Annotated in this window: 20 protein-coding genes and 2 pseudogenes; 13 read left to right on the top strand and 9 right to left on the bottom strand. The window is 72.5% G+C overall.

Annotation, left to right across the window (positions count from 1 at the left end; translation table 11 throughout):
- Positions 1-325 precede the first annotated feature (325 nt).
- The 3 genes and pseudogenes from RV983_RS14675 to RV983_RS14685 all read right to left on the bottom strand — a co-directional run.
- Positions 326-979, bottom strand: coding sequence for a PH domain-containing protein (locus RV983_RS14675; protein WP_475986242.1), 654 nt, complete (start codon positions 977-979; stop codon positions 326-328).
- Positions 980-1,046: 67 nt separating this feature from the next.
- Complete coding sequence (locus RV983_RS14680) at positions 1,047-2,087, bottom strand: hypothetical protein (RefSeq protein ID WP_475986243.1); 1,041 nt, start codon at positions 2,085-2,087, stop codon at positions 1,047-1,049.
- A gap of 73 nt (positions 2,088-2,160) precedes the next feature.
- Positions 2,161-2,655, bottom strand: a pseudogene (locus RV983_RS14685) (SigE family RNA polymerase sigma factor); the annotation flags it as partial.
- A 131-nt stretch (positions 2,656-2,786) separates the two neighbouring features.
- Here RV983_RS14685 and deoC point away from each other — a divergent pair.
- The 3 genes from deoC to RV983_RS14700 are packed head-to-tail and all read left to right on the top strand — an operon-like array spanning position 2,787 to position 6,184.
- The gene (deoC, locus tag RV983_RS14690; RefSeq protein ID WP_475990328.1) at positions 2,787-3,782 is read left to right on the top strand and encodes a deoxyribose-phosphate aldolase; all 996 of its coding nucleotides are present in this window, start codon (positions 2,787-2,789) and stop codon (positions 3,780-3,782) included.
- A gap of 7 nt (positions 3,783-3,789) precedes the next feature.
- On the top strand, positions 3,790-5,277 hold the full coding sequence (locus RV983_RS14695; protein WP_475986244.1) for an aldehyde dehydrogenase family protein: 1,488 nt from the start codon (positions 3,790-3,792) through the stop codon (positions 5,275-5,277).
- Positions 5,270-6,184 carry an aldehyde dehydrogenase family protein gene (locus RV983_RS14700; protein WP_475986245.1) on the top strand — a complete coding sequence of 305 codons (915 nt, stop codon included), beginning with the start codon at positions 5,270-5,272 and terminating at the stop codon, positions 6,182-6,184. The genes RV983_RS14695 and RV983_RS14700 overlap by 8 nt, the downstream gene beginning before the upstream one ends.
- A 660-nt stretch (positions 6,185-6,844) precedes the next feature.
- Here the strand turns inward: RV983_RS14700 and RV983_RS14705 are convergent.
- A complete protein-coding gene (locus RV983_RS14705; RefSeq protein WP_475986246.1) occupies positions 6,845-7,198 on the bottom strand; it encodes a hypothetical protein in 354 nt (117 codons plus the stop codon).
- 180 nt (positions 7,199-7,378) lie between these two features.
- On the opposite strand from RV983_RS14705, the gene RV983_RS14710 reads away from it, so the two are divergent.
- Positions 7,379-7,996 carry an ATP-binding protein gene (locus tag RV983_RS14710; protein ID WP_475986247.1) on the top strand — a complete coding sequence of 206 codons (618 nt, stop codon included), beginning with the start codon at positions 7,379-7,381 and terminating at the stop codon, positions 7,994-7,996.
- Positions 7,997-8,135: 139 nt separating this feature from the next.
- Here RV983_RS14710 and RV983_RS14715 read toward each other — a convergent pair whose 3' ends face one another.
- Positions 8,136-8,978 (bottom strand): SigE family RNA polymerase sigma factor, encoded by an 843-nt coding sequence (locus tag RV983_RS14715; RefSeq protein WP_475986248.1) that lies wholly within the window; start codon positions 8,976-8,978, stop codon positions 8,136-8,138.
- A gap of 187 nt (positions 8,979-9,165) precedes the next feature.
- On the opposite strand from RV983_RS14715, the gene RV983_RS14720 reads away from it, so the two are divergent.
- From RV983_RS14720 to RV983_RS14740, 5 genes are all read left to right on the top strand, one after another.
- Positions 9,166-9,843 (top strand): response regulator transcription factor, encoded by a 678-nt coding sequence (locus tag RV983_RS14720; RefSeq protein WP_319658662.1) that lies wholly within the window; start codon positions 9,166-9,168, stop codon positions 9,841-9,843.
- The gene (locus RV983_RS14725; protein WP_475986249.1) at positions 9,840-11,393 is read left to right on the top strand and encodes an ATP-binding protein; all 1,554 of its coding nucleotides are present in this window, start codon (positions 9,840-9,842) and stop codon (positions 11,391-11,393) included. The genes RV983_RS14720 and RV983_RS14725 overlap by 4 nt, the downstream gene beginning before the upstream one ends.
- Complete coding sequence (locus RV983_RS14730) at positions 11,390-12,094, top strand: hypothetical protein (protein ID WP_475986250.1); 705 nt, start codon at positions 11,390-11,392, stop codon at positions 12,092-12,094. Before RV983_RS14725 ends, RV983_RS14730 begins: the two co-directional genes overlap by 4 nt.
- 53 nt (positions 12,095-12,147) lie before the next feature.
- Complete coding sequence (locus RV983_RS14735; protein ID WP_475986251.1) at positions 12,148-12,639, top strand: VanZ family protein; 492 nt, start codon at positions 12,148-12,150, stop codon at positions 12,637-12,639.
- An 85-nt stretch (positions 12,640-12,724) separates the two neighbouring features.
- Positions 12,725-12,925, top strand: coding sequence for a PspC domain-containing protein (locus RV983_RS14740; protein WP_360902029.1), 201 nt, complete (start codon positions 12,725-12,727; stop codon positions 12,923-12,925).
- A gap of 67 nt (positions 12,926-12,992) precedes the next feature.
- Here the strand turns inward: RV983_RS14740 and RV983_RS14745 are convergent, their stop codons facing one another.
- A complete protein-coding gene (locus tag RV983_RS14745; protein WP_475990329.1) occupies positions 12,993-13,322 on the bottom strand; it encodes an ATP-binding protein in 330 nt (109 codons plus the stop codon).
- 174 nt (positions 13,323-13,496) lie between these two features.
- Positions 13,497-13,641 (bottom strand): annotated as a pseudogene (locus RV983_RS14750) (adenosine deaminase); the annotation flags it as partial.
- 148 nt (positions 13,642-13,789) lie between these two features.
- On the opposite strand from RV983_RS14750, the gene RV983_RS14755 reads away from it, so the two are divergent.
- The gene (locus RV983_RS14755; RefSeq protein ID WP_475986252.1) at positions 13,790-14,905 is read left to right on the top strand and encodes an adenosine deaminase; all 1,116 of its coding nucleotides are present in this window, start codon (positions 13,790-13,792) and stop codon (positions 14,903-14,905) included.
- 138 nt (positions 14,906-15,043) lie between these two features.
- On the opposite strand, the gene RV983_RS14760 is transcribed toward RV983_RS14755, so the two are convergent.
- Positions 15,044-15,613 (bottom strand): excalibur calcium-binding domain-containing protein, encoded by a 570-nt coding sequence (locus RV983_RS14760; RefSeq protein WP_475986253.1) that lies wholly within the window; start codon positions 15,611-15,613, stop codon positions 15,044-15,046.
- A gap of 418 nt (positions 15,614-16,031) precedes the next feature.
- On the opposite strand from RV983_RS14760, the gene RV983_RS14765 reads away from it, so the two are divergent.
- Entirely contained in the window at positions 16,032-16,811 is a 780-nt protein-coding gene (locus RV983_RS14765) for a dienelactone hydrolase family protein (protein ID WP_475986254.1), read from the top strand.
- 116 nt (positions 16,812-16,927) lie between these two features.
- Entirely contained in the window at positions 16,928-17,128 is a 201-nt protein-coding gene (locus RV983_RS14770) for a DUF5999 family protein (protein WP_475986255.1), read from the top strand.
- On the opposite strand, the gene RV983_RS14775 is transcribed toward RV983_RS14770, so the two are convergent.
- Positions 17,115-18,095, bottom strand: coding sequence for a LysR family transcriptional regulator (locus RV983_RS14775; RefSeq protein WP_475986256.1), 981 nt, complete (start codon positions 18,093-18,095; stop codon positions 17,115-17,117). The two genes, RV983_RS14770 and RV983_RS14775, sit on opposite strands and share 14 nt — an antisense overlap.
- A gap of 64 nt (positions 18,096-18,159) precedes the next feature.
- Here RV983_RS14775 and RV983_RS14780 point away from each other — a divergent pair, with 64 nt between their 5' ends.
- Positions 18,160-19,431: an MFS transporter gene (locus tag RV983_RS14780; protein ID WP_475986257.1), complete on the top strand. Its 1,272-nt coding sequence runs from the start codon at positions 18,160-18,162 to the stop codon at positions 19,429-19,431.
- The last annotated feature ends 38 nt before the right edge of the window (positions 19,432-19,469 follow it).

Below are 19,469 nucleotides of genomic sequence, written 5' to 3' on the forward strand. Positions count from 1 at the left end.
CCCTGGTCAGTGCGGCCGGCAGTTCGGGATCCGATCGGGCCTCGGCGGTGTGCTGCCAGGCGACGAGCCGAGCCCGGGCGCGGAACCGGGCCGCCCGTGCGGGTGCCCGGGGCCGCGCCTGCCGGCGGGGCCGGCAAGGGGTTCCCGTCGGGGACATTCGCGATGCATCAGCCCGGCCGGAGTTGACGCCGCCAGGAGGAGTTGCAGGAGTGCACAACCGAGGGCACGTCGCGGGAATTCAGCCGCGGCGTGCCCTTCCCCTTTCCCGCGCGGTTTTCGCGGGCGCGCCTCCGGACGGAGGCGCGCCCGGCGCGGGGCCGCCGGCTCACCCCAGGGCGAGCAGGACCAGCAGGGCGATCGCCCCGGCCACCGCGGGGGCGATCACCTCGTACGCCCAGCGCACCGTGACCTCGCCCTGGGCAGTGTCCCGGGCCGCGTGCTTCTCGGCGAGCTCCCGCAGCTCGTCGACGACCTGGTCGGACCAGGCCCTCGTGGAGTCCGACGCACCGAGGCGCTTGTTCAGGGTCGCGCCCGGATCGGCCGCGGCCACCGACCGCGCCCGCGTCCGCGCCGCGCGCTTGCGGGCGCGCATCGACACCGGGACCGCCCACAGCTGGTACTTCTTGCCCCCGGCGAACAGCTCGGTGGAGTACCCGGCACGCAGTCCTTCCACCGCCGCCCAGGGCGCGACGATGGTCCGGAAGGGGTTGCGCACCCGCAGCCGCTCCTCCCCCGCGAACACCACCGGGCGCAGGCTGAAGGCGGTGATCAGCGGCACGACCAGCACCAGCAGCGCCAGAGCGGCCCAGGGAGTGCGGCCGTCACCCCGGAGGATCGCGTCGATGCCGAGCCACAGGGCGATGGCGAGCATGATCACACCGCCGGCGATACCGGCCGCCGATCGGTAGGACCGGTCGGCGTACTTCGGCTGCCCCGGACCGGGCTGCGGGTCGGGGGCGGGGGTCTCTGAGCTCGTCATGAGATCAGATTGTGCCTGACGGGCCGCCGCTGCCTCACGGGGCAGAGGTTGCGTTAGTGCATCGGCGTCAGCCGCCCACGGTCTGGTCGTAGGCGGTGTCCTGCCTCGAGTCGTAGACCAGCCTGCCCGCCGCGTCGTAGCCCTTGACGCGCGGCGCCGACGTCACGGGCTTGGTGAGTATGCCGGTGACCGCGTAGTAGCCGTGGTCGAAGGCCGCCTCCTTGGTGACCCCTCCGTAGGAGACGGTGACCCTGGCGACCTGGGGCTCGGCCGTGCCGATGCTGCCCCAGCGGTATGGGAGCCTCCAGCTGTCGCTGGTGATCATCGTCTGCTCGTAGAGCTTGAAGGCGTTGATGTCGGGTGCCACGGGGCCCCGGCCCGGGTCGTCCCCGCCCCCGGAGTTCAGCCCGGAGACCTTGCCGTCCTTCATGGTGCAGATCAAGCGCTGGGCCCGGGAGTCCGACCTGTCGACCGCGACGACGCTGAAGCCGTCCCCCGGCGCGTTGTCGTCACCGGTGGCCCTCATGGCGAGGATCACGCGGTAGTCCCCGGCCGTGCCGGAGTCGTGCCGGAAGGTCTTCACCCGGGGCTCGTACCGCCGGTCGAAGCGCAGGCATTTCTCGATCGCCTCGCCCGCCTGCCGCATCGTGATCCCGTCCACGAGCTGCCCAGGGGTCGCCGGGCCCTCGGGAGCCGACGGTGTGCGGGACGCGCGCACCGCAGGGACGGAGGACTGCGGACGGGCCGTGCCGGAGGTCTTCGTCGGCACGGTGCCGCCGGCCGGCTGCGCGGTCGCCCCGCGCCCGTCCGGCTGGAAGTGCACGGCCACCGCCGTGCCCGGCACCGCCACGAGCGCCGCCAGGCCGGCTCCGGCCGCCGCCATACGACGGCGGCGATCGGTCCTGCCCTGCCGCACGATCGAGGCGTACGGCGCCTCACCGGGATGGAATCCGTCCGTCTCCCGCTCCAGCAGATCGCGCAGCCTCGCCTCGAACGGGGTGTCCTGCGGGTCCCCCGTCGCCGCCTCGTTCCCGGTGTCCGCGCTGTACCGGCTGTGCCCGCCGTCCGCGCTCGGCCTGTACTGCCCGTCCTGCCCCATGCCGCCCATCGGCCCCTCCTCCTGCCTGTGTGTTCCTCGCCGTGTCCCACCGCGCCGGCCCCTCTTCCGGGCCGGCGCCCGCCCTTGCCGCTTCCGCTCCCAGATGGCTGCGGAGTTTGGCCAGGCCTCTCGCGGCCTGACTCTTGACCGTCCCCACCGAGCAGCCCAGCACGTGGGCGACCTCGGTCTCCGACAGGTCGTCCCAGTACCTCAGGACCACCACCGCCCGCTGCCGGGCGGGGAGTTCGCCGAGCGCCTCCAGCAGCACCTCGCGCTGGGCGACCCGCGCCGTCGGATCGGCCCCCGCGCCGTCCGGCGGAGCGTCGACCAGCCGCTCCGGCACCCGTTTCTTGCGGAACCGGTCCTTGTTGCAGGTGATCAGGATCCGGCGCACATAGGCGTCGGGATTGTCCCTGCGCTGGAGCCTGCGCCAGGACCGGTAGGCCTTGGCGAGCGCCGTCTGGGCCAGGTCCTCGGCGTGATGCCTGTCACCTGTGAGGAGATAGGCGGTACGCACCAGATGGGCCCATCTGGCACGGACGTAGCCTTGGAACTGCGCCTCGTCGTCCGGATTCATCGATGACCCCCTTCACCCTCCAGACCACCGCTCGGGTGAAAACGGTTGCCGGATCCGGCCGTCGGTCCTCACGAATCCACCACTCGGGTGGTGACATGTGCTACGCGCGTAGATATGCTCATGTGGTGACCATGCCCACCACTGTTCCCGCTCACGGCCCGGACGCCGCGGCGAGGCTGGCGTCGATGTCCGACGTCACGTCCTCGGACGCCGCGCTGCGCCGCTTCCTGCACGGGCTGCCCGGCGTCGACGCGGTCGGCCTCGAGGCCCGCGCCGCAAGCCTCGGCACCCGCTCGATCAAGACCACGGCGAAGGCGTACGCCATCGACCTGGCGATCTCCATGATCGACCTCACCACGCTCGAAGGCGCGGACACCCCGGGCAAGGTCCGGGCGCTGTGCGCCAAGGGCGTCACCCCGGACCCGACGGACCGCACGGCCCCCAAGGTCGCCGCCATCTGCGTCTACCCCGACATGGCCGCGATCGCCAAGGAGTCGCTCGGCGCCTCCGGCGTCCGGGTCGCCTCCGTCGCCACCGCCTTCCCGGCCGGCCGTGCCGCGCTGCCCGTCAAGCTCGCCGACACCGCCGACGCGGTGGCCGCCGGGGCCGACGAGGTCGACATGGTCATCGACCGCGGCGCCTTCCTCTCCGGCCGCTACCTGAAGGTCTTCGAGGAGATCAGGGCGGTCAAGGCGGCCTGCCGCCGCTCCGACACGACCTCCGCGCGGCTCAAGGTGATCTTCGAGACCGGCGAGCTGGCGACGTACGACAACATCCGCCGCGCCTCCTGGCTCGGCATGCTCGCCGGCGCCGACTTCATCAAGACCTCGACCGGCAAGGTCGCGGTCAACGCCACCCCTTCCAACACCCTGCTGATGCTGGAGGCCGTGCGCGACTTCCGCGCCGCCACCGGCGTCCAGATCGGCGTGAAGCCCGCCGGCGGCATCCGCACCTCCAAGGACGCCATCAAGTTCCTGGTGCTGGTGAACGAGACCGTGGGCGACGAGTGGCTGAGCAACGAGTGGTTCCGCTTCGGCGCCTCCAGCCTGCTGAACGACCTGCTCATGCAGCGCCAGAAGCTGAGCACCGGCCGCTACTCCGGTCCCGACTACGTGACGGTGGACTGAGAACCCCATGACGAAAAAGACACAGACGACCGACACCCAGCGGCCCGAGCAGCCGAGGCCGGGCTCCGCCTTCGCGTACGCGCCCGCGCCGGAGTCCCGTTCCGTCGTCGACATCGCGCCCTCCTACGGCCTGTTCATCGACGGCGAGTTCACCGAGGCCGCCGACGGCAGGGTCTTCAAGACCGTCAGCCCGTCCACCGAGGAGGTGCTCTCCGAGGTGGCCCGGGCCGGTGAGGCGGACGTGGACCGCGCCGTGCGGGCCGCCCGCCGCGCCTTCACCTCGTGGTCGGCGCTGCCCGGCTCCGAGCGCGCGAAGTTCCTGTTCCGCATCGCCCGGATCGTCCAGGAGCGCTCACGCGAACTGGCCGTGCTGGAGACGCTGGACAACGGCAAGCCGATCAAGGAGACCCGCGACGCCGACCTCCCCCTGGTCGCCGCGCACTTCTTCTACTACGCCGGCTGGGCGGACAAGCTCTCGCACGCCGGCTACGGCCCGGACCCGCGCCCGCTGGGCGTGGCCGGCCAGGTCATCCCGTGGAACTTCCCGCTGCTGATGCTGGCGTGGAAGATCGCCCCGGCGCTGGCCGCGGGCAACACCGTGGTCCTCAAGCCCGCCGAGACCACACCGCTGTCGGCGCTGTTCTTCGCCGACATCTGCCGCCAGGCGGGGCTGCCCAAGGGCGTCGTCAACATCCTCCCCGGCTACGGTGACGCCGGCGCCGCGCTCGTCGCGCACGAGGACGTGGACAAGGTCGCGTTCACCGGCTCCACCGGGGTCGGCAAGCAGATCGCCCGCAGCATCGCCGGCACGAAGAAGAAGGTCACGCTGGAGCTGGGCGGCAAGGGCGCCAACATCGTCTTCGACGACGCCCCGGTCGACCAGGCAGTCGAGGGCATCGTCACCGGCATCTTCTTCAACCAGGGCCAGGTCTGCTGCGCCGGCTCCCGCCTGCTGCTCCAGGAGTCGGTGGCCGACGAGGTGCTGGACGCGCTCAAGCGCCGCCTGTCGACGCTGCGCGTCGGCGACCCGCTGGACAAGAACACCGACGTCGGTGCCATCAACTCCGCCGAGCAGCTGGCGCGGATCACCGCGCTCGCCGACGCCGGCGAGGCCGAGGGCGCCGAGCGCTGGTCGCCCGAGTGCGAACTGCCCTCCTCCGGGTACTGGTTCGCGCCGACGCTGTTCACTGGTGTCACCCAGGCGCACCGCATCGCCCGCGAGGAGATCTTCGGCCCGGTGCTGTCGGTGCTGACCTTCCGCACCCCGGCCGAGGCCGTGGAGAAGGCCAACAACACCCCTTACGGGCTGTCGGCCGGCATCTGGACGGAGAAGGGCTCGCGCATCCTGTCGGTCGCGAATCAGCTCCGCGCGGGTGTGGTGTGGGCCAACACGTTCAACAAGTTCGACCCGACCTCGCCCTTCGGCGGCTACAAGGAGTCGGGCTTCGGCCGCGAGGGCGGCCGGCACGGTCTGGAGGGGTACCTCGATGTCTGAGAAGTCCGAGAAGCCCGAGGCAGCGCGGCTGTCCGTCTTCAAGACCTACAAGCTGTTCGTCGGGGGCAAGTTCCCCCGCAGCGAGAGCGGGCGGGTGTACGAGGTGACCGACTCCAAGGGCGACTGGCTCGCCAACGCCCCGCAGTCCTCCCGCAAGGACGCCCGTGACGCGGTCTCCGCCGCCCGCAAGGCCGTCGCCGGCTGGTCCGGCGCGACCGCGTACAACCGGGGCCAGGTCCTCTACCGCGTCGCGGAGATGCTGGAAGGCCGCCGGGACCAGTTCGTTCGCGAGGTCGCCGAGGCCGAGGGGCTGTCGAAGTCCAAGGCCGCCGCCGTCGTGGACGCCGCGATCGACCGCTGGGTCTGGTACGCGGGATGGACCGACAAGATCGCCCAGGTCGTCGGCGGCGCCAACCCCGTCGCGGGGCCGTACTTCAACCTCTCCAGCCCCGAGCCCACCGGTGTCGTGGCGGTCCTCGCGCCGCAGGAGTCGTCCTTCCTCGGCCTGGTGTCGGTGATCGCCCCGGTGATCGCCACCGGCAACACGGCGGTCGTCGTGACGAGCGAGAAGGCCCCGCTGCCCGCGCTCTCGCTGGGCGAGGTGCTGGCCACCTCGGACGTCCCCGGCGGTGTGGTCAACCTGCTGTCCGGCCGGACGTCCGAGGTCGCGCCGACGCTCGCCTCGCACCAGGACGTCAACGCCATCGACCTCGCGGGCGCGGCGCACGACGCCGGACTGGCCCGGGAGCTGGAGGTGGCCGCCGCGGACAACCTCAAGCGGGTCCTGCGTCCACAGGCTGTGGACTGGGCGGCCGAGCCCGGCACGGAGCGCATGACCGCGTTCCTGGAGACGAAGACCGTGTGGCACCCGGCGGGTGCGGGCGCGGGCTCCGGCTCCGCCTACTGACCCGGTCTCCCCGGCGGCACCTCCCGCCGCCGGGGAGGACGGGCACGCTCAACCGGCGTTTCTCCCGGCCCCGGCCCCGTCGCCGTCCGTCGCCGTGTCCGCCGATGACGAGGCGAAGCGTTCGTACGCCGCCCGGCAGGTCGAGTAGCGCTCATAGGCGCGGGGGGGGAGACCGCCAGGGTGCCGCCCTGCGGGCCGCGCGCGGACCGGAACCACCCGTTGCCCTCGTCGGGTGCGTGCAGCAGCACGCAGCCGAGCTCACCGATCTCGCTCTTGAGGTGCCTGAAGTCGGCGCGACAGGGTGGCGGGATCGGGCCGGCCCCCGGCCGCCACCGCGACCACCCGGCCGTTGTGCGCCTTCATGCGCCAGTGGTGGTCCCGTCGGCGGACCGCTCGACGCTCCACCGTGCACCCGGCGCGGATCCGCGGTCCCTACGTGCGGCCATCACGTGGCCCCCGCCCCTTCTGCTCATCAGGGCCGAGCCCGCCGCCGTGGCTGATCCCGGTTCGCGGAAGGCAGTGGGAGGTGCCGCGCGCGACGGCCCATCGGTCCGGATACCGAAAGGGCTTCACACCGAAGTTGTCCCTCATTCCCACGGGACGACGCGCCCCGCCTGACCGAAGGTCGCTGGTCAGAGCGGGGCGAAGCGGGAACGACGGTCAGTGGCCCTGGAGCGTGCGCACCAGGCCGCCGACGAGCGGCAGATCGGCGACCGAGCGGCTGTCGGCGACCGGCTTGGTGAGCGTGGCGCTGGAGACCGGCTTGAAGTCGCTGACCTGCGAACCCACCGCGTTGTCCAGGGGGTTGACACTGGTGCGCGCCAGCGGGTTGACCGGCAGGTAGTTGATGGTGCCGACGACGGCCGACGCGGTCTCCTTGCCGGCCTTGTCGGCGCCTCCCTGCCCGTTGGGCTGCGCCGCGCCCGCCTGTGCCGCCCCGGCCACCGTGAGGGCGGCGACGGACGACACCGCGAGGGCTGCGGCGCGAAGAAGGGTACGGGAGAGCTGCGGCATGAAAGTCCACCTGCCTGGTCGCTGAACCGGTGCCGGGCCGGAGACCGGGGCCGGTCGCGGGCCGGCGGCCGTCTCCGTACGCGACGATGTCGCCACGTACGGTATTCGGTTGAACATCACGCGTCCAAAACATGTCCCCGCGGGTCACTCCAAAGGCCGAATGCCTCACACTGGTGTTCCGTGAGCTCCCACCCCGCCCGCGTGATCCTGCTGACCGGCCCCTCCGGGTCCGGCAAGTCCTCGCTCGCCGCCCGTACCGGGCTGCCGGTCCTGCGTCTGGACGACTTCTACAAGGAGGGCGACGACCCGACCCTCCCGCCGCTCGCGAGCGGTGCCGGGACCGACTGGGACTCACCGGTCTCCTGGAACGCCGAGGCCGCCGTCGCCGCCGTCGCCGAACTGTGCGCGACCGGGCGCACCGAGGTCCCCGCGTACGACATCTCCTCCAGCTCCATCACCGGCCGCACGGCCGTGGAGCTCGGCGGGGCACCGCTGTTCATCGCCGAGGGTGTCTTCGCCGCCGACATCGTCGCGCGGTGTGCCGGCCTCGGGCTGCTCGCCGACGCCCTGTGCCTGAGCCGGGGGGCGGTCACCACCGCCCGCCGCCGCTTCGTGCGGGATCTGCGCGAGGGCCGCAAGTCGGTGCCCTTCCTGCTGCGCCGCGGCTGGAACCTGATGCGGGCCGAACGGCACATCGTGGCCCGCCACTCGGCGCTCGGGGCCCATGTCTGCGACCGGGACGAGGCGCTGGACCGGATCACCGGTGCGCGATGCACACCTGTTCCCGTCCGGGTCTGAACGACACGGCGCTCGCGCCCGTAGACATGGGTGAGGGAGCGGTGCGCACAGACCCCCCGCTGCACGCGACCGCTCCCTCTCCCCCCTCCCCCCGCTGTGGAGCCCCCGCTCCCCCGATCCCCCCGGGGGCTCCGCGGCGTCAGGCCACCAGCTCGCCGAACGCCCCTTCCTCGTCGACGCCCGCGCTGAGCGTCTGGTCCTCGCGCAGCCGGCGCAGGGAGCGCCAGATGCTGCTCTTCACCGTGCCGACGCTGATGCCGAGGATGCCGGCGATCTCCGGGTCGGTCCGGCCCTCGTAGTAGCGGAGCACCAGCATCGTGCGCTGGGTCTCCGGCAGCTTGGCGAGCGCCTGCCAGAGCACGGCCCGCAGCTCGGTGCCGCGCATCTCGTCGCAGTCGCCCACCGTCTCCGGCAGTTCCTCGGTCGGGTACTCGTTGAGCTTGCGGCGCCGCCAGGCGCTGATGTGCAGATTCGTCATGGTGCGGCGGAGGTAACCGCCGACCGCCGCCTTGTCGCTGATCCGGTCCCAGGCCCGGTAGGTGGAGAACAGCGCGCTCTGCAGCAGGTCCTCCGCCTCGAAGCGGTCTCCGGTCAGGTGGTACGCGGTCGCGTACAGAGAGGCCCGGCGCTCCTGGACGTAGGCGGTGAAGTCCGCCTCCGCCGATACCCGCCGCTCCTCCTCGCCGCCCGTGGCCGGGTCGGCGAGGTCCCCCGAGGCCCCCGTGGCCTCTCCGTACGCGACACCCCCGTGTCCCCCGTGACCACCCTCGATCGCCGTGAAGTACGGCGGGCGATTGCGGATCACCCCACGTCCTGTGCCACGAGCGCACCCCCGCCCGCCCGTGGCACCGGGCTTCTCCACACCCCGCCCCGCGGTGCGCACCGCGGCGGCCGGGCGAAGCTCCTCGTTCCGGACCTGCTGGTGGGAGACGAGCGGGAGCGGCTGAAGTACTGCCGTCGTCGTGCTGTGCAGTGCGTTCATTTCGCGCCCCCGTGGGTGGAGCCTGCCTGGTGACTGTCTCGGCACGGCAGGGGCTTCGCCCAGGGCTGCCCTCGCCGTGAGCAATAGACTGCCGGGCCAGTTTCATGACGCTGTCCGCCGAGTGTCACAGGCCCGTCACAGACGCCACAGGTACCTTCCGCGGCCATCCTTGGTGGAGAATGCGGGCGTGCCCTTCCTGTTGCTGATCGAGGACGACGACGCCATCCGAGCGAGCCTCGAACTCGCCCTGTCTCGCCAAGGCCATCGAGTGGTGGCCGCGGCGACGGGCGAGGACGGGCTGAAGCTGCTGCGCGAGCAGCGGCCGGACCTGATCGTGCTGGACGTCATGCTGCCCGGGATCGACGGTTTCGAGGTGTGCCGGCGTATCCGGCGCACCGACCAGCTGCCGATCATCCTGCTGACCGCCCGCAGCGACGACATCGACGTCGTCGTGGGCCTGGAGTCCGGTGCGGACGACTACGTCCTCAAACCGATCCAGCCGCGGGTGCTGGACGCCCGCATCCGCGCGGTGCTGCGCCGCGGCGAGCGGGACAGCTCCGACTCGGCGGCCTTCGGCAGCATCGTGATCGACCGGTCCGCGATGACCGTCACGAAGAACGGCGAGGACCTCCAACTGACCCCCACCGAACTGCGCCTGCTGCTGGAGCTCAGCCGCCGGCCCGGGCAGGCCCTGTCCCGGCAGCAACTGCTGCGCCTGGTGTGGGAGCACGACTACCTCGGTGACTCCCGCCTGGTCGACGCCTGCGTGCAGCGGCTGCGCGCGAAGATCGAGGACGTTCCGTCGTCACCCACCTTGATCCGTACCGTCAGGGGCGTCGGATACCGCCTGGACGCCCCGGCGTGAATCCAGGGCATCACGAGTACGCCGCCGAGGACGACCCCGCGGAGCAGCGGCTGAACGGCTGGCGATCACGACTGCTGCGGTTCACGAGCCTGCGGCTGCGCCTGGTGGTGGTCTTCGCCGCCGTGGCGCTGGCCGCCGCCGTCTCCGCCTCCGGCATCGCCTACTGGCTCAACCGCGACGCCGTGCTGACCCGCGCCCAGAACGCGGCGCTGAACGACTTCCGTGCCTCCATGACGCGCAACGCGGGGTCGCTGCCGCGCCATCCGCCCTGCGACAAGCTGGCGGAAGCGACGCGGAGCATCGGCGCGAGCACCCAGAACTACCAGGTGATCCTCATCGGCACCGGGCCGGACGGCGAGCGCTGTGCGACCAAGTCGAGCAGCGACGGCCTCTCGCTGGACGCGGTGCCCGCCTCGCTGCGCAAGGCGGTCGAGAAGCGCAACCCCAAGCAGGGCGACCCCGCCGAGTACCACCTGTACTGGCAGCGGATCACCCGTGGCGGCCAGCCCTACCTGGTGGGTGGCGCCAAGGTGATCGGGGGCGGCCCGACCGGCTACATGTTCAAGTCGCTGGAGGCCGAGCGCAAGGACCTCAACTCGCTGGCCTGGTCGCTCGGCATCGCGACGGCGCTCGCCCTGATCGGCGCCGCGCTGCTGGCGCAGGCCGCCGCCTCCACCGTGCTGCGGCCCGTGGCACGGCTCGGGGAGGCCGCGCGGCAGCTCGGCGAGGGCAAGCTCGACACCCGGCTGAGGGTGACCGGCACCGACGAACTCGCCGAGCTGTCACGGACGTTCAACCGCACCGCCGAGCGCCTGGAGCGGCGGGTGGACGAGCTCAGCCAGCGCGAGGCGGCCAGCCGCCGCTTCGTCGCCGACATGTCGCACGAGCTGCGCACCCCGCTGACCGCGATCACCGCCGTCGCCGAAGTGCTGGAGGACGAGGCGGACTCCCTCGACCCGATGATCGCCCCGGCGGTGCGGCTGGTGGTGAGCGAGACCAAGCGGCTGGGCGAACTGGTCGAGAACCTCATGGAGGTCACCCGCTTCGACGCGGGCACCGCCAGGCTCGTCGAGGACGCGGTGGACGTCTCCGACATGGTCACCGCCTGCATGGACACCCGTGCCTGGCTGGACGCGGTCGACCTCGACGCACCGCGGGGCATCATCGCGCGGCTCGACCCGCGCCGCCTGGACGTCATCCTGGCCAACCTGATCGGCAACGCCCTCAAGCACGGCGGCTCGCCGGTCCGGGTCAAGGTGCGGCAGGACGGCGAGGAACTGGTCGTGGAGGTCGCCGACAACGGCCCCGGCATCCCCGAGGACGTCCTGCCGCACGTCTTCGACCGGTTCTTCAAGGCCGACGCCTCCCGCGCCCGTTCCGAGGGCAGCGGCCTGGGTCTGTCGATCGCGCTGGAGAACGCGCACATCCACGGCGGCGGCATCACCGCGGCCAACGCCCCCGGCGGGGGCGCTGTCTTCACGCTGCGGCTGCCCATGGGCGGTGGGGACGACCTCGCCCCGGAGCCCGAGGAAGGAAACGCGAACACATGACGCGACCGCCCCGGGGCACCGCCCCGTACCCCGCGGCGCCGGGCTCGGCCCGGCGGTGGCGCGCCCCGCTCCTCGCCGTGGTGTGCGCGGCGCTGGCGGCCGGCTGCGGCATCCGCACGACCTCCGTGCCGGTGGACGCGGGACCGGCACCGTCGCGGGTGTCGTGCGCGGTTCCGGACCGCCCCCGGGCGACGGCGACGGCGACGGTCTCCGCCTCCGTCCCGGCCTCTCCTCCCGCGTCCGGCTCCACGACGGCGCCGGCTCCTTCCAGCGCGGAGTCCCTGGCCACCGTGTATCTGGTGTGCAGCTCGCAGGTCGCCGACGTGCACCGCATCGTCGCCCTCGCCGGGCTGACCCGGCTCGGCACCGCCGTGGCGCTGCTGCGCGAACTCCAGCAACGGCTCGGGATGGCCGAGGCGACGGCCGGCTTCGGCACCGCCGTGCAGGGCGACCTCGCCGTGGAGGGACCGCATCCCGGCGATCCGCGGGACGCGCTGCGGCTGAGCGCGCCGGTGTCGGAGCTGCCGCCGTTCGCGCTCGCGCAGTTGGTGTGCACCTACGCGGCCGATCCGTCGCTCTCCTCCGACGGCTCGGTGGTGCTGGGAGGTTCCGACGACGCCAAGGTGCGCCGTTTCACCTGCACCAGCGCCTTGCGCACGGACCCCGGGGCGGCCGAAACCGCTGGAACCGCCGTGAAGTGACGGACGTCCTTCCATTCGTGCGGCGCAACGGCTCTCTCCCCAAAGTGCGCGCGGTGGGCCTGATACTCGCCGCGGTTCATCTGACCCTGGTGGGATGGCTGCTGCTGCGTCCGCAGTACCTCGCCTGGGTCGACGCGCCGAACCTGCGCCCCCTGGCGACGATCCGCGCCGACCTCGCCCGGCCGCCCGTGGAGGCGGCCCGTGAACTGGGCGCGGGACTGGTGCTGCTGGCGCCGCTGGGGGTGCTGCTGCCCATGGCCGGGGGGCGGGCACGGGTCTCCGGGCCGGGTTCGTTCGCGCGGACGGTGTTCGCCGGGCTGATGATCTCGCTGACCCTGGAGTTCATGCAGACCGGCGTGCCGGGCCAGATCTTCGACGTCGACGCCCTGCTGCTCAACACCGCGGGCGTCGCCCTGGCCCACCTCGCGGTCGTACCGGCCGCGCGTGCCCGGCTGCGGCGGCGCGGTGAGCGGGTCACGGCCCGTGGCGCGGCCCGCACTCAGGGCCGGACCCCGAGGATTCCCAGGGTCGGAGTCGCCCCGTAGAGCGACGATTCGCGGGGGTATGCGCTCGTACGGTGGTGGCATCGGCCGGAGGGACCGGCCTGGAACTCCCGAAGGAGCACCCGCCATGTCCGCTCTGGTCCGCCCGCGTCACGGCCGGATGATCGCCGGGGTCTGCGCCGGGCTCGCCGACCGGTTCGGCACCTCGCACACCACGATGCGCGTGATCTTCCTGCTCTCCTGCCTCCTGCCCGGCCCGCAGTTCCTGCTCTACCTGGCGCTGTGGATCGTGCTGCCCGCCGAGGGCCGCCCCTCGGCCGCGCTGTAGCCGCCGGTACCGGAACGCGCGAGGGCCGCACCCCCGTCAGGGGTGCGGCCCTCGCGCATGGGCGGGGTCAGCCGCCGATGGGCAGGCCCTGCAGCGGGAGCTGACCGATCGGCAGCTTGCCGATGGGCAGGCCGCCGAGCAGCGTGTTCAGCGCGACGGGGGTGTTCTGCGCGCCGGGGACGACGCTGCCCGTCTTGGGCAGGTTGCCGGCGAGCGAGTCGAGCGGGACCGCCTGGGCCACTTGGTTGACCGGCAGAGAGGTGGCCGGCAGGTTGGGCACCTGGGGCAGGCCCATGTCGGTCGTCGACGGGGCGGCGGATGCGGCGCCCGCGGCGGCACCGACGAAGGCCACGCCCAGCGCGGCGGCACCGAGAGTCTTGACGGTTCCGGTCTTCATGGTTGCGATCCTCGTGATGGGGGAGATGGAGCGCCCGCCGCGTCGACACACCGGCCGTAACCGCGGGAATTCGGAACGTAGCGAGGCGGGGCACCGCGGCGCAAGCGAACGCGTGCCGCCGAGCGCCGCGCCGTCACCTCCCCGGCGCGCCCGTACCCGCCCTGCCGGTCCCTGCCCCTCGGACGCGGAACCGCTGGCCGAGGCATGTGCGGCGGAACCGCGGCTCGGCCTTCGGTTCGGCGTACCCGGGCTTGATGACGTCATTGATCATCGCCACCCGTTCATCGAAAGGGATGAACGCCGAGTTCATCGTGTTGACGATCCGCGAGCACACGACAGTTGGCGTGGGGTCAGGTTCACCGGCCCTTGCCCCGTGGACCGGGGCCGCGACGCGGCCTGTCCGCCGGGTGTGCGGGCCGGCGTCGTACCAGGGTCCGTTCTATGCGCGTAGGAGTTAGAGTGCGGAAATGACGAGCCAGAGCGTGATCCCGAGTTCTGAGCAGATCCGGCGTGCGCCGAAGGTGCTGCTTCACGACCATCTGGATGGTGGTCTGCGGCCGGGGACGGTCGTCGACCTGGCCCGTGCGTCGGGTTACGAGGGGCTTCCGGAGTGGGACCCCGACAAGCTCGGGGTGTGGTTCCGCGAGGCGGCCGACTCGGGTTCGCTGGAGCGGTATTTGGAGACGTTCTCGCACACGGTCGGTGTGATGCAGACGCGTGAGGCCCTGGTGCGGGTCGCTGCGGAGTGTGCCGAGGATCTTGCGGCCGACGGTGTGGTGTACGCGGAGGTGCGGTTCGCGCCGGAGCTGCACGTCGCGCGGGGCCTGGGCCTGGAGGAGGTCGTCGAGGCCGTCAACGAGGGCTTCCGGGAGGGCGAGCGGCGTGCCCGTGAGGAGGGCCGGCGTATCCGGGTGGGAGCGCTGCTGACGGCGATGCGGCATGCGGCGCGGTCGCAGGAGATCGCGGAACTGGCGATCTCGTACCGGGACGCGGGCGTGGTCGGCTTCGACATCGCGGGCGCCGAGGCGGGCTTCCCGCCCACCCGCCACCTGGACGCCTTCGAGTACCTGAAGCGGGAGAACTTCCACTTCACCATCCACGCCGGCGAGGGGTTCGGGCTGCCGTCGATCTGGCAGGCGCTCCAGTGGTGCGGCGCGGACCGGCTGGGCCACGGTGTCCGCATCATCGACGACATCGAGGTGGCCGAGGACGGGTCGGTGAAGCTGGGCCGGCTGGCGTCGTACGTGAGGGACAAGCGCATCCCGCTGGAGATGTGCCCGACCTCGAACCTCCAGACGGGGGCGGCCTCCTCCTACGAGGACCATCCGATCGGGCTGCTGCGCCGGCTGCGGTTCCGGGTGACGGTGAACACCGACAACCGGCTGATGAGCGGTACGAGCATGAGCCAGGAGTTCGAGCATCTGGCGACGGCGTTCGCGTACACGCTGCGGGACTTCGAGTGGTTCTCGATCAACGCGCTCAAGTCGGCGTTCATCCCGTTCGATGAGCGGTTGGCACTGATCGACGAGGTGATCAAGCCGGGGTACTCGGCGCTGCGCAGCGAGTGGCTGTTCCAGGGGTGAGGAGCCGGCGGGGGCCGGGACGCGGCCCGCTGCCGCAAGGACCCCCGCACCCCCGGTGATCGCGCGGGGGGCCGGCCGGGAACAGGTGAGTCCCTGACCGGCCCCTCACCGGATCAACGCCGCGAACCCCGCGGCCGGCTACTCGCAGGCGACTCCGTCGCCGTCGCGGTCGAGCCCGCTGCGGTAACCCGGGTCACCCACGTAGAGCGGGGCGGCCCCGGCGGCGCGGGCCGCCGTGCAGTTCGCGTAGTACGCGCTGCCTCCGCCACCCCCGCTGCCGCTCCCGCCCCCCGAGCCGCTGCCACCGCCGCCGGACCCGGAGGCGGCCTTGACGGACTTGGTCACCGTCACCCTGGGCAGCGGCTTCGCCGTGACGGTCCTGGTCACCGTCGGAGCGGGCTCGGGGGACTCGGTGACGGTGGCCGTGGCGGTCGCGGTGACGGTGGCCCTCGCCGTGACCGTCGGGGCGGCCTTCGCCTTCGCGTTGGCCTGGTCGGCCCCGTTCCCCGTGGCCGCGGCGGTGATCACCATGGCGAACAGGAACACCCCGACCCCCGCGAACCAGACACGCTTGCGCCGGTGCAGCGGCCGGGAGTCCGGTACGCGCGACGCCCCGGAAGTGTCGTACGGATGCGTCGGCGGCTGACCCCATCCCTGCTGCTGCGGCCTCGGTCCCCACCCCTGCGGCTGCTGCGGGCTGTTGCTCACTCGGTTTTCCCTCCCCATACCCCTGCGGACAGCACTGTCCGCATGGCGCCCGGCCGGGGCGTCGAACCCCAGCTCACGCTCCCGAAGGGACCGGGCGGCACATGAAGTCCCCCCACACGTGCCGTCGTTCCTGCCGGGGAACGACCGACGAACACGAGGCAGCCACTCCCTCTTCACAGGAAGCACACAGTAGCGAGAGGCTACGACAGCGGAGGGCGCGGCAACTGGGTTTCGCGCGAATGACGCCCGGCCGCGTCCGGGTTCCACCGGTACGTACGGCAATGCCGCGCCAGGCAGCCGTCCGCTCCGGGAGGCAGCGGACCAAGCGCAGCCGTACGCGCGTAGAGCCCGTGGATGATGCTGAATATTGACCTCTCGGCCAGGCCGTGCACACCTTCCCGTCTGCCATGGTTACGCCATGGCTTCGCAAGCTTTACCGGTGCGTGGTGCGCGGTTGGGAAAGAGAGTCACTCCGGGGCTGACCCCGGCGGCACGGCGGGAATCGGACGACACCGTCCGGGCCGCCGTTCTCGTGCTGCCCGGGGGCAGCGCGTTGAGCACGCGCCGGCGCTCGCCGGTGGCGGCGGCCGCCATGGTGCCTCTGGCCCGTCGGCTGGTGCGGGCGGCCGGGCGGGGCGAGGGCTTGGCCGTGCACGTCGTGCACTACCGCTTCCGCGGCTGGAACGGCGGTCACGCCCACCCCGCGCAGGACGCCGAGTGGGCCGTGGACGAGGTCGTACGGCGCTACGGCGACGTGCCGGTGGCCCTGGTCGGCATGGACATGGGCGGCCGCGCGGCACTGCGGGCGGCCGGCCACGCGGCCGTCGACTCCGTGGTGGCGATGGCCCCGTGGCTGCCCGACGCCCTGGAACCCGACCCCGTCAAGCAGTTGATCGGCCGTCACGTGCTGATCGTGCACGGGACGAACGACCACTCCACCCACCCCGACCTGTCCTACCGGCTCGCCGAACGCGCGAAGAAGGTCAACCGGGACGTGTGCCGCTTCGAGGTGCACTCCGACGGCCATCTGCTGACCGACCACCGCTCCGAAGTCTCCGCCCTTGCCGCCGACTTCGTCCTCGGGACCCTGCTGGGGCGGTCCTTCGCCCGTCCCGTCGCCGACGCCCTGGCCGCCCCTCCCCCGCTCGGCCTGCGCATGCCGCTGGCGACGGGTTTCGGCCGCGCACCGCTCCACTGACGAACCCCCGGCACCAAGAGCTGTCCCGGCGTTCGCCTGCGCGCCGTACGGACGTACGGACGGTGTCAGGGGGGCGGGGGAGCATCACGGCAGCCGGTGGAAAAGCGAGGTCCGTCATGTGTCTGCACCAGCCGCAGTGCCCGCCCTCCGACGCTCCCGACCGTGAGGCGGCGCATGCGACGGCGTCCCACAGCGAACAGGGCTGGAGCCTGCTGTGCAACGGCGTCCTGCTCTTCGAGGACACCGGGGAGATCCTGCCCGACGGCCGGGTCGTCGATCCCCGCCGTCCGACGGACGCGCCGCTCACCCCGGGATGAGCCTGCCGCGCCGCCCGATCAGGAACTTCTTGAAGGCCGCCACGGGCGCCGTGTCCGGGTGACCGCCGAGCCAGGCCACCCCGATCTCGCGCACCGCGCGCGGCGCCGTCACCGACAGCTCCACCACACCGGGACGGGGCACCAGCGGCGGCGGCAGCAGCGCCACTCCCAGACCCGCGGCCACCAGGCCGCGCAGCGTCTCCGTCTCCTCGCCCTCGAAGGCGACACGCGGGGTGAACCCGGCCTCGGCGCACAGGGTGTCGGCGATCCTGCGCAGCCCGTAGCCCGGTTCGAGGGTGACGAACAGTTCACCGGCGGCCTCCGCGAGCCGGATCCTGCGCCGTCCCGCGAGCCGGTGGCCGTCGGGGACGACCAGCCGCAGCCGCTGCTCGTCCAGGCGCCGGGTGACCAGATCGGGTGCGTCGGGGACCGGTGAGGTCAGGCACAGGTCCAGCTGACCCGCGCGCAGCCCGGCCAGCATCGCCTCGCTGTAGTTCTGCACGAGCTGGAAGCGCACCCGCGGGTGGTCGGCACGGAACTCCCGCAGCAGGGCAGGTACGGTCTCCGAGCCGAGGGTGTGCAGGAAGCCGAAGGCGACCCGCCCGGTCGCCGGGTCGGCGCCGGCGCGTGCCGACTCCGCCGACCGTTCCACCTCCCCCAACGCGCGCTCCACGGAGGCGAGGAAGCCCCGCCCGGCGGGGGTGAGCGAGACGGTGCGCCCCTGGCGGGCGAAGAGCGTGACGCCCAGATCGGTTTCGAGCCGGACCATGGCCCGGCTCAGCGTCGACTGCGGTACGCCCAGCTCGCGCGCCGCCCGTGTCACGTGCTCGTGCCGCGCGACCGCCGCGAACTGCGCGAGCCGGGGCGCGAGGACGGCCGCCCAGGAGGCGCTGTCCAGCTCCGCACGCATGTCGCTCGCGTCACTCGAAGGCGGAAACGATGCCGTCGACCTCGCTTCATGCACCATGGGAACGATTATGGCGAGTCCATGCATTGGACGCATGAAACGTGCCGGTCCTAGCGTGGGGGACATGCCTTCTGCCGATACAGGGGCGTCCGCCATGACACGGCCGGACGCCTCCTCTGCCGACGCTCTCCGCCCGGGTGCACCCGGCTACCGCCGCGCCAATGTGGCGCTGTTCGCCGCCGGTCTCGCGACCTTCGCCCTGCTCTACTCGACACAGGCCCTGCTCCCCGCGCTCTCCGCGGGCCTCTCGCTCACCCCGGCGCAGGCCAGCCTCACCGTCTCCGCCACGACGGCGGCGCTCGCGCTGGCCCTGCTGCCGGTGAGTGCGCTGAGCGAGAAGTACGGCCGCACGGCGGTGATGACGGCCTCGGTGTTCAGCGCCTCGGCACTGGCCCTGGTCATCCCCTTCGCTCCGGACCTGACCACGCTCGTCGTGCTGCGCGCCGTGCAGGGCGTGGCGCTGGCCGGGCTGCCCGCGACGGCGATGGCCTATCTCGCCGAGGAGATCCACCCCAAGGCGGTGGCCTCCGCGATCGGCCTGTACGTGGCGGGCAACAGCATCGGAGGGATGAGCTCCCGGGTCCTGACCGGCGCCTTGGCCCAGGCGTTCGGGTGGCGCACCGCGCTGTTCGCGGCCGGCCTCATGGCGCTGCTGTGCGCCGTCGCCTTCCGCCTGCTGATCCCGCCCGCCCGTAACTTCCGTCCCGGGCCGGTCAATCCGGCGGCCCTGGTGCGCATCGTCGGCCACCACCTGCGCACACCGCTGCTGCGCCGCCTCTACGCGATCGGGCTGCTCTTCATGGCGGTCTTCGGCGCCGTCTACAACGTCCTGGGCTACCGGCTGGGCGAGGAGCCCTTCGGCCTCTCCCAGACGGCCATCGGCTTCATCTTCCTGGTCTACCTGGTCGGTACCGCCGCCTCGGCGGCCTCGGGGGTGCTGCACGGCCGCATAGGCCGCCGCGGCGCCCTGTACGTCGCCGCGGGCCTGGTGACCACCGGACTGCTGCTGAGCCTCGCCGGCTCCCTCGCCGCCGTGCTCACCGGCCTCGTGCTGATCACGGCCGGCTTCTTCACCGGCCACGCCATCGCCTCGGGCGCCGTCAGCCGCACGGCCGGCACCGGCCGCGCCCAGGCCTCCGCCCTCTATCTGACGGCGTACTACATCGGCAACAGCCTCGGCGGCACCCTGGGCGCCTCCGCCTTCCACTCCGCGGGCTGGGACGGCACGGTCGTCCTCTGCCTCGCGGCGGTCCTGGCCGTCGCCGGCATCACCTTCCACGCCACCCGGCGTGCCCTCGCCGAGCACCGCGGCCGGGCGCTGCTCACCGCCGGCTGAGCCGCGCACATCACGCGGTGGGGAAGAGAGCGGGACCG

This window comes from Streptomyces sp. RLA123 (assembly GCF_056270165.1).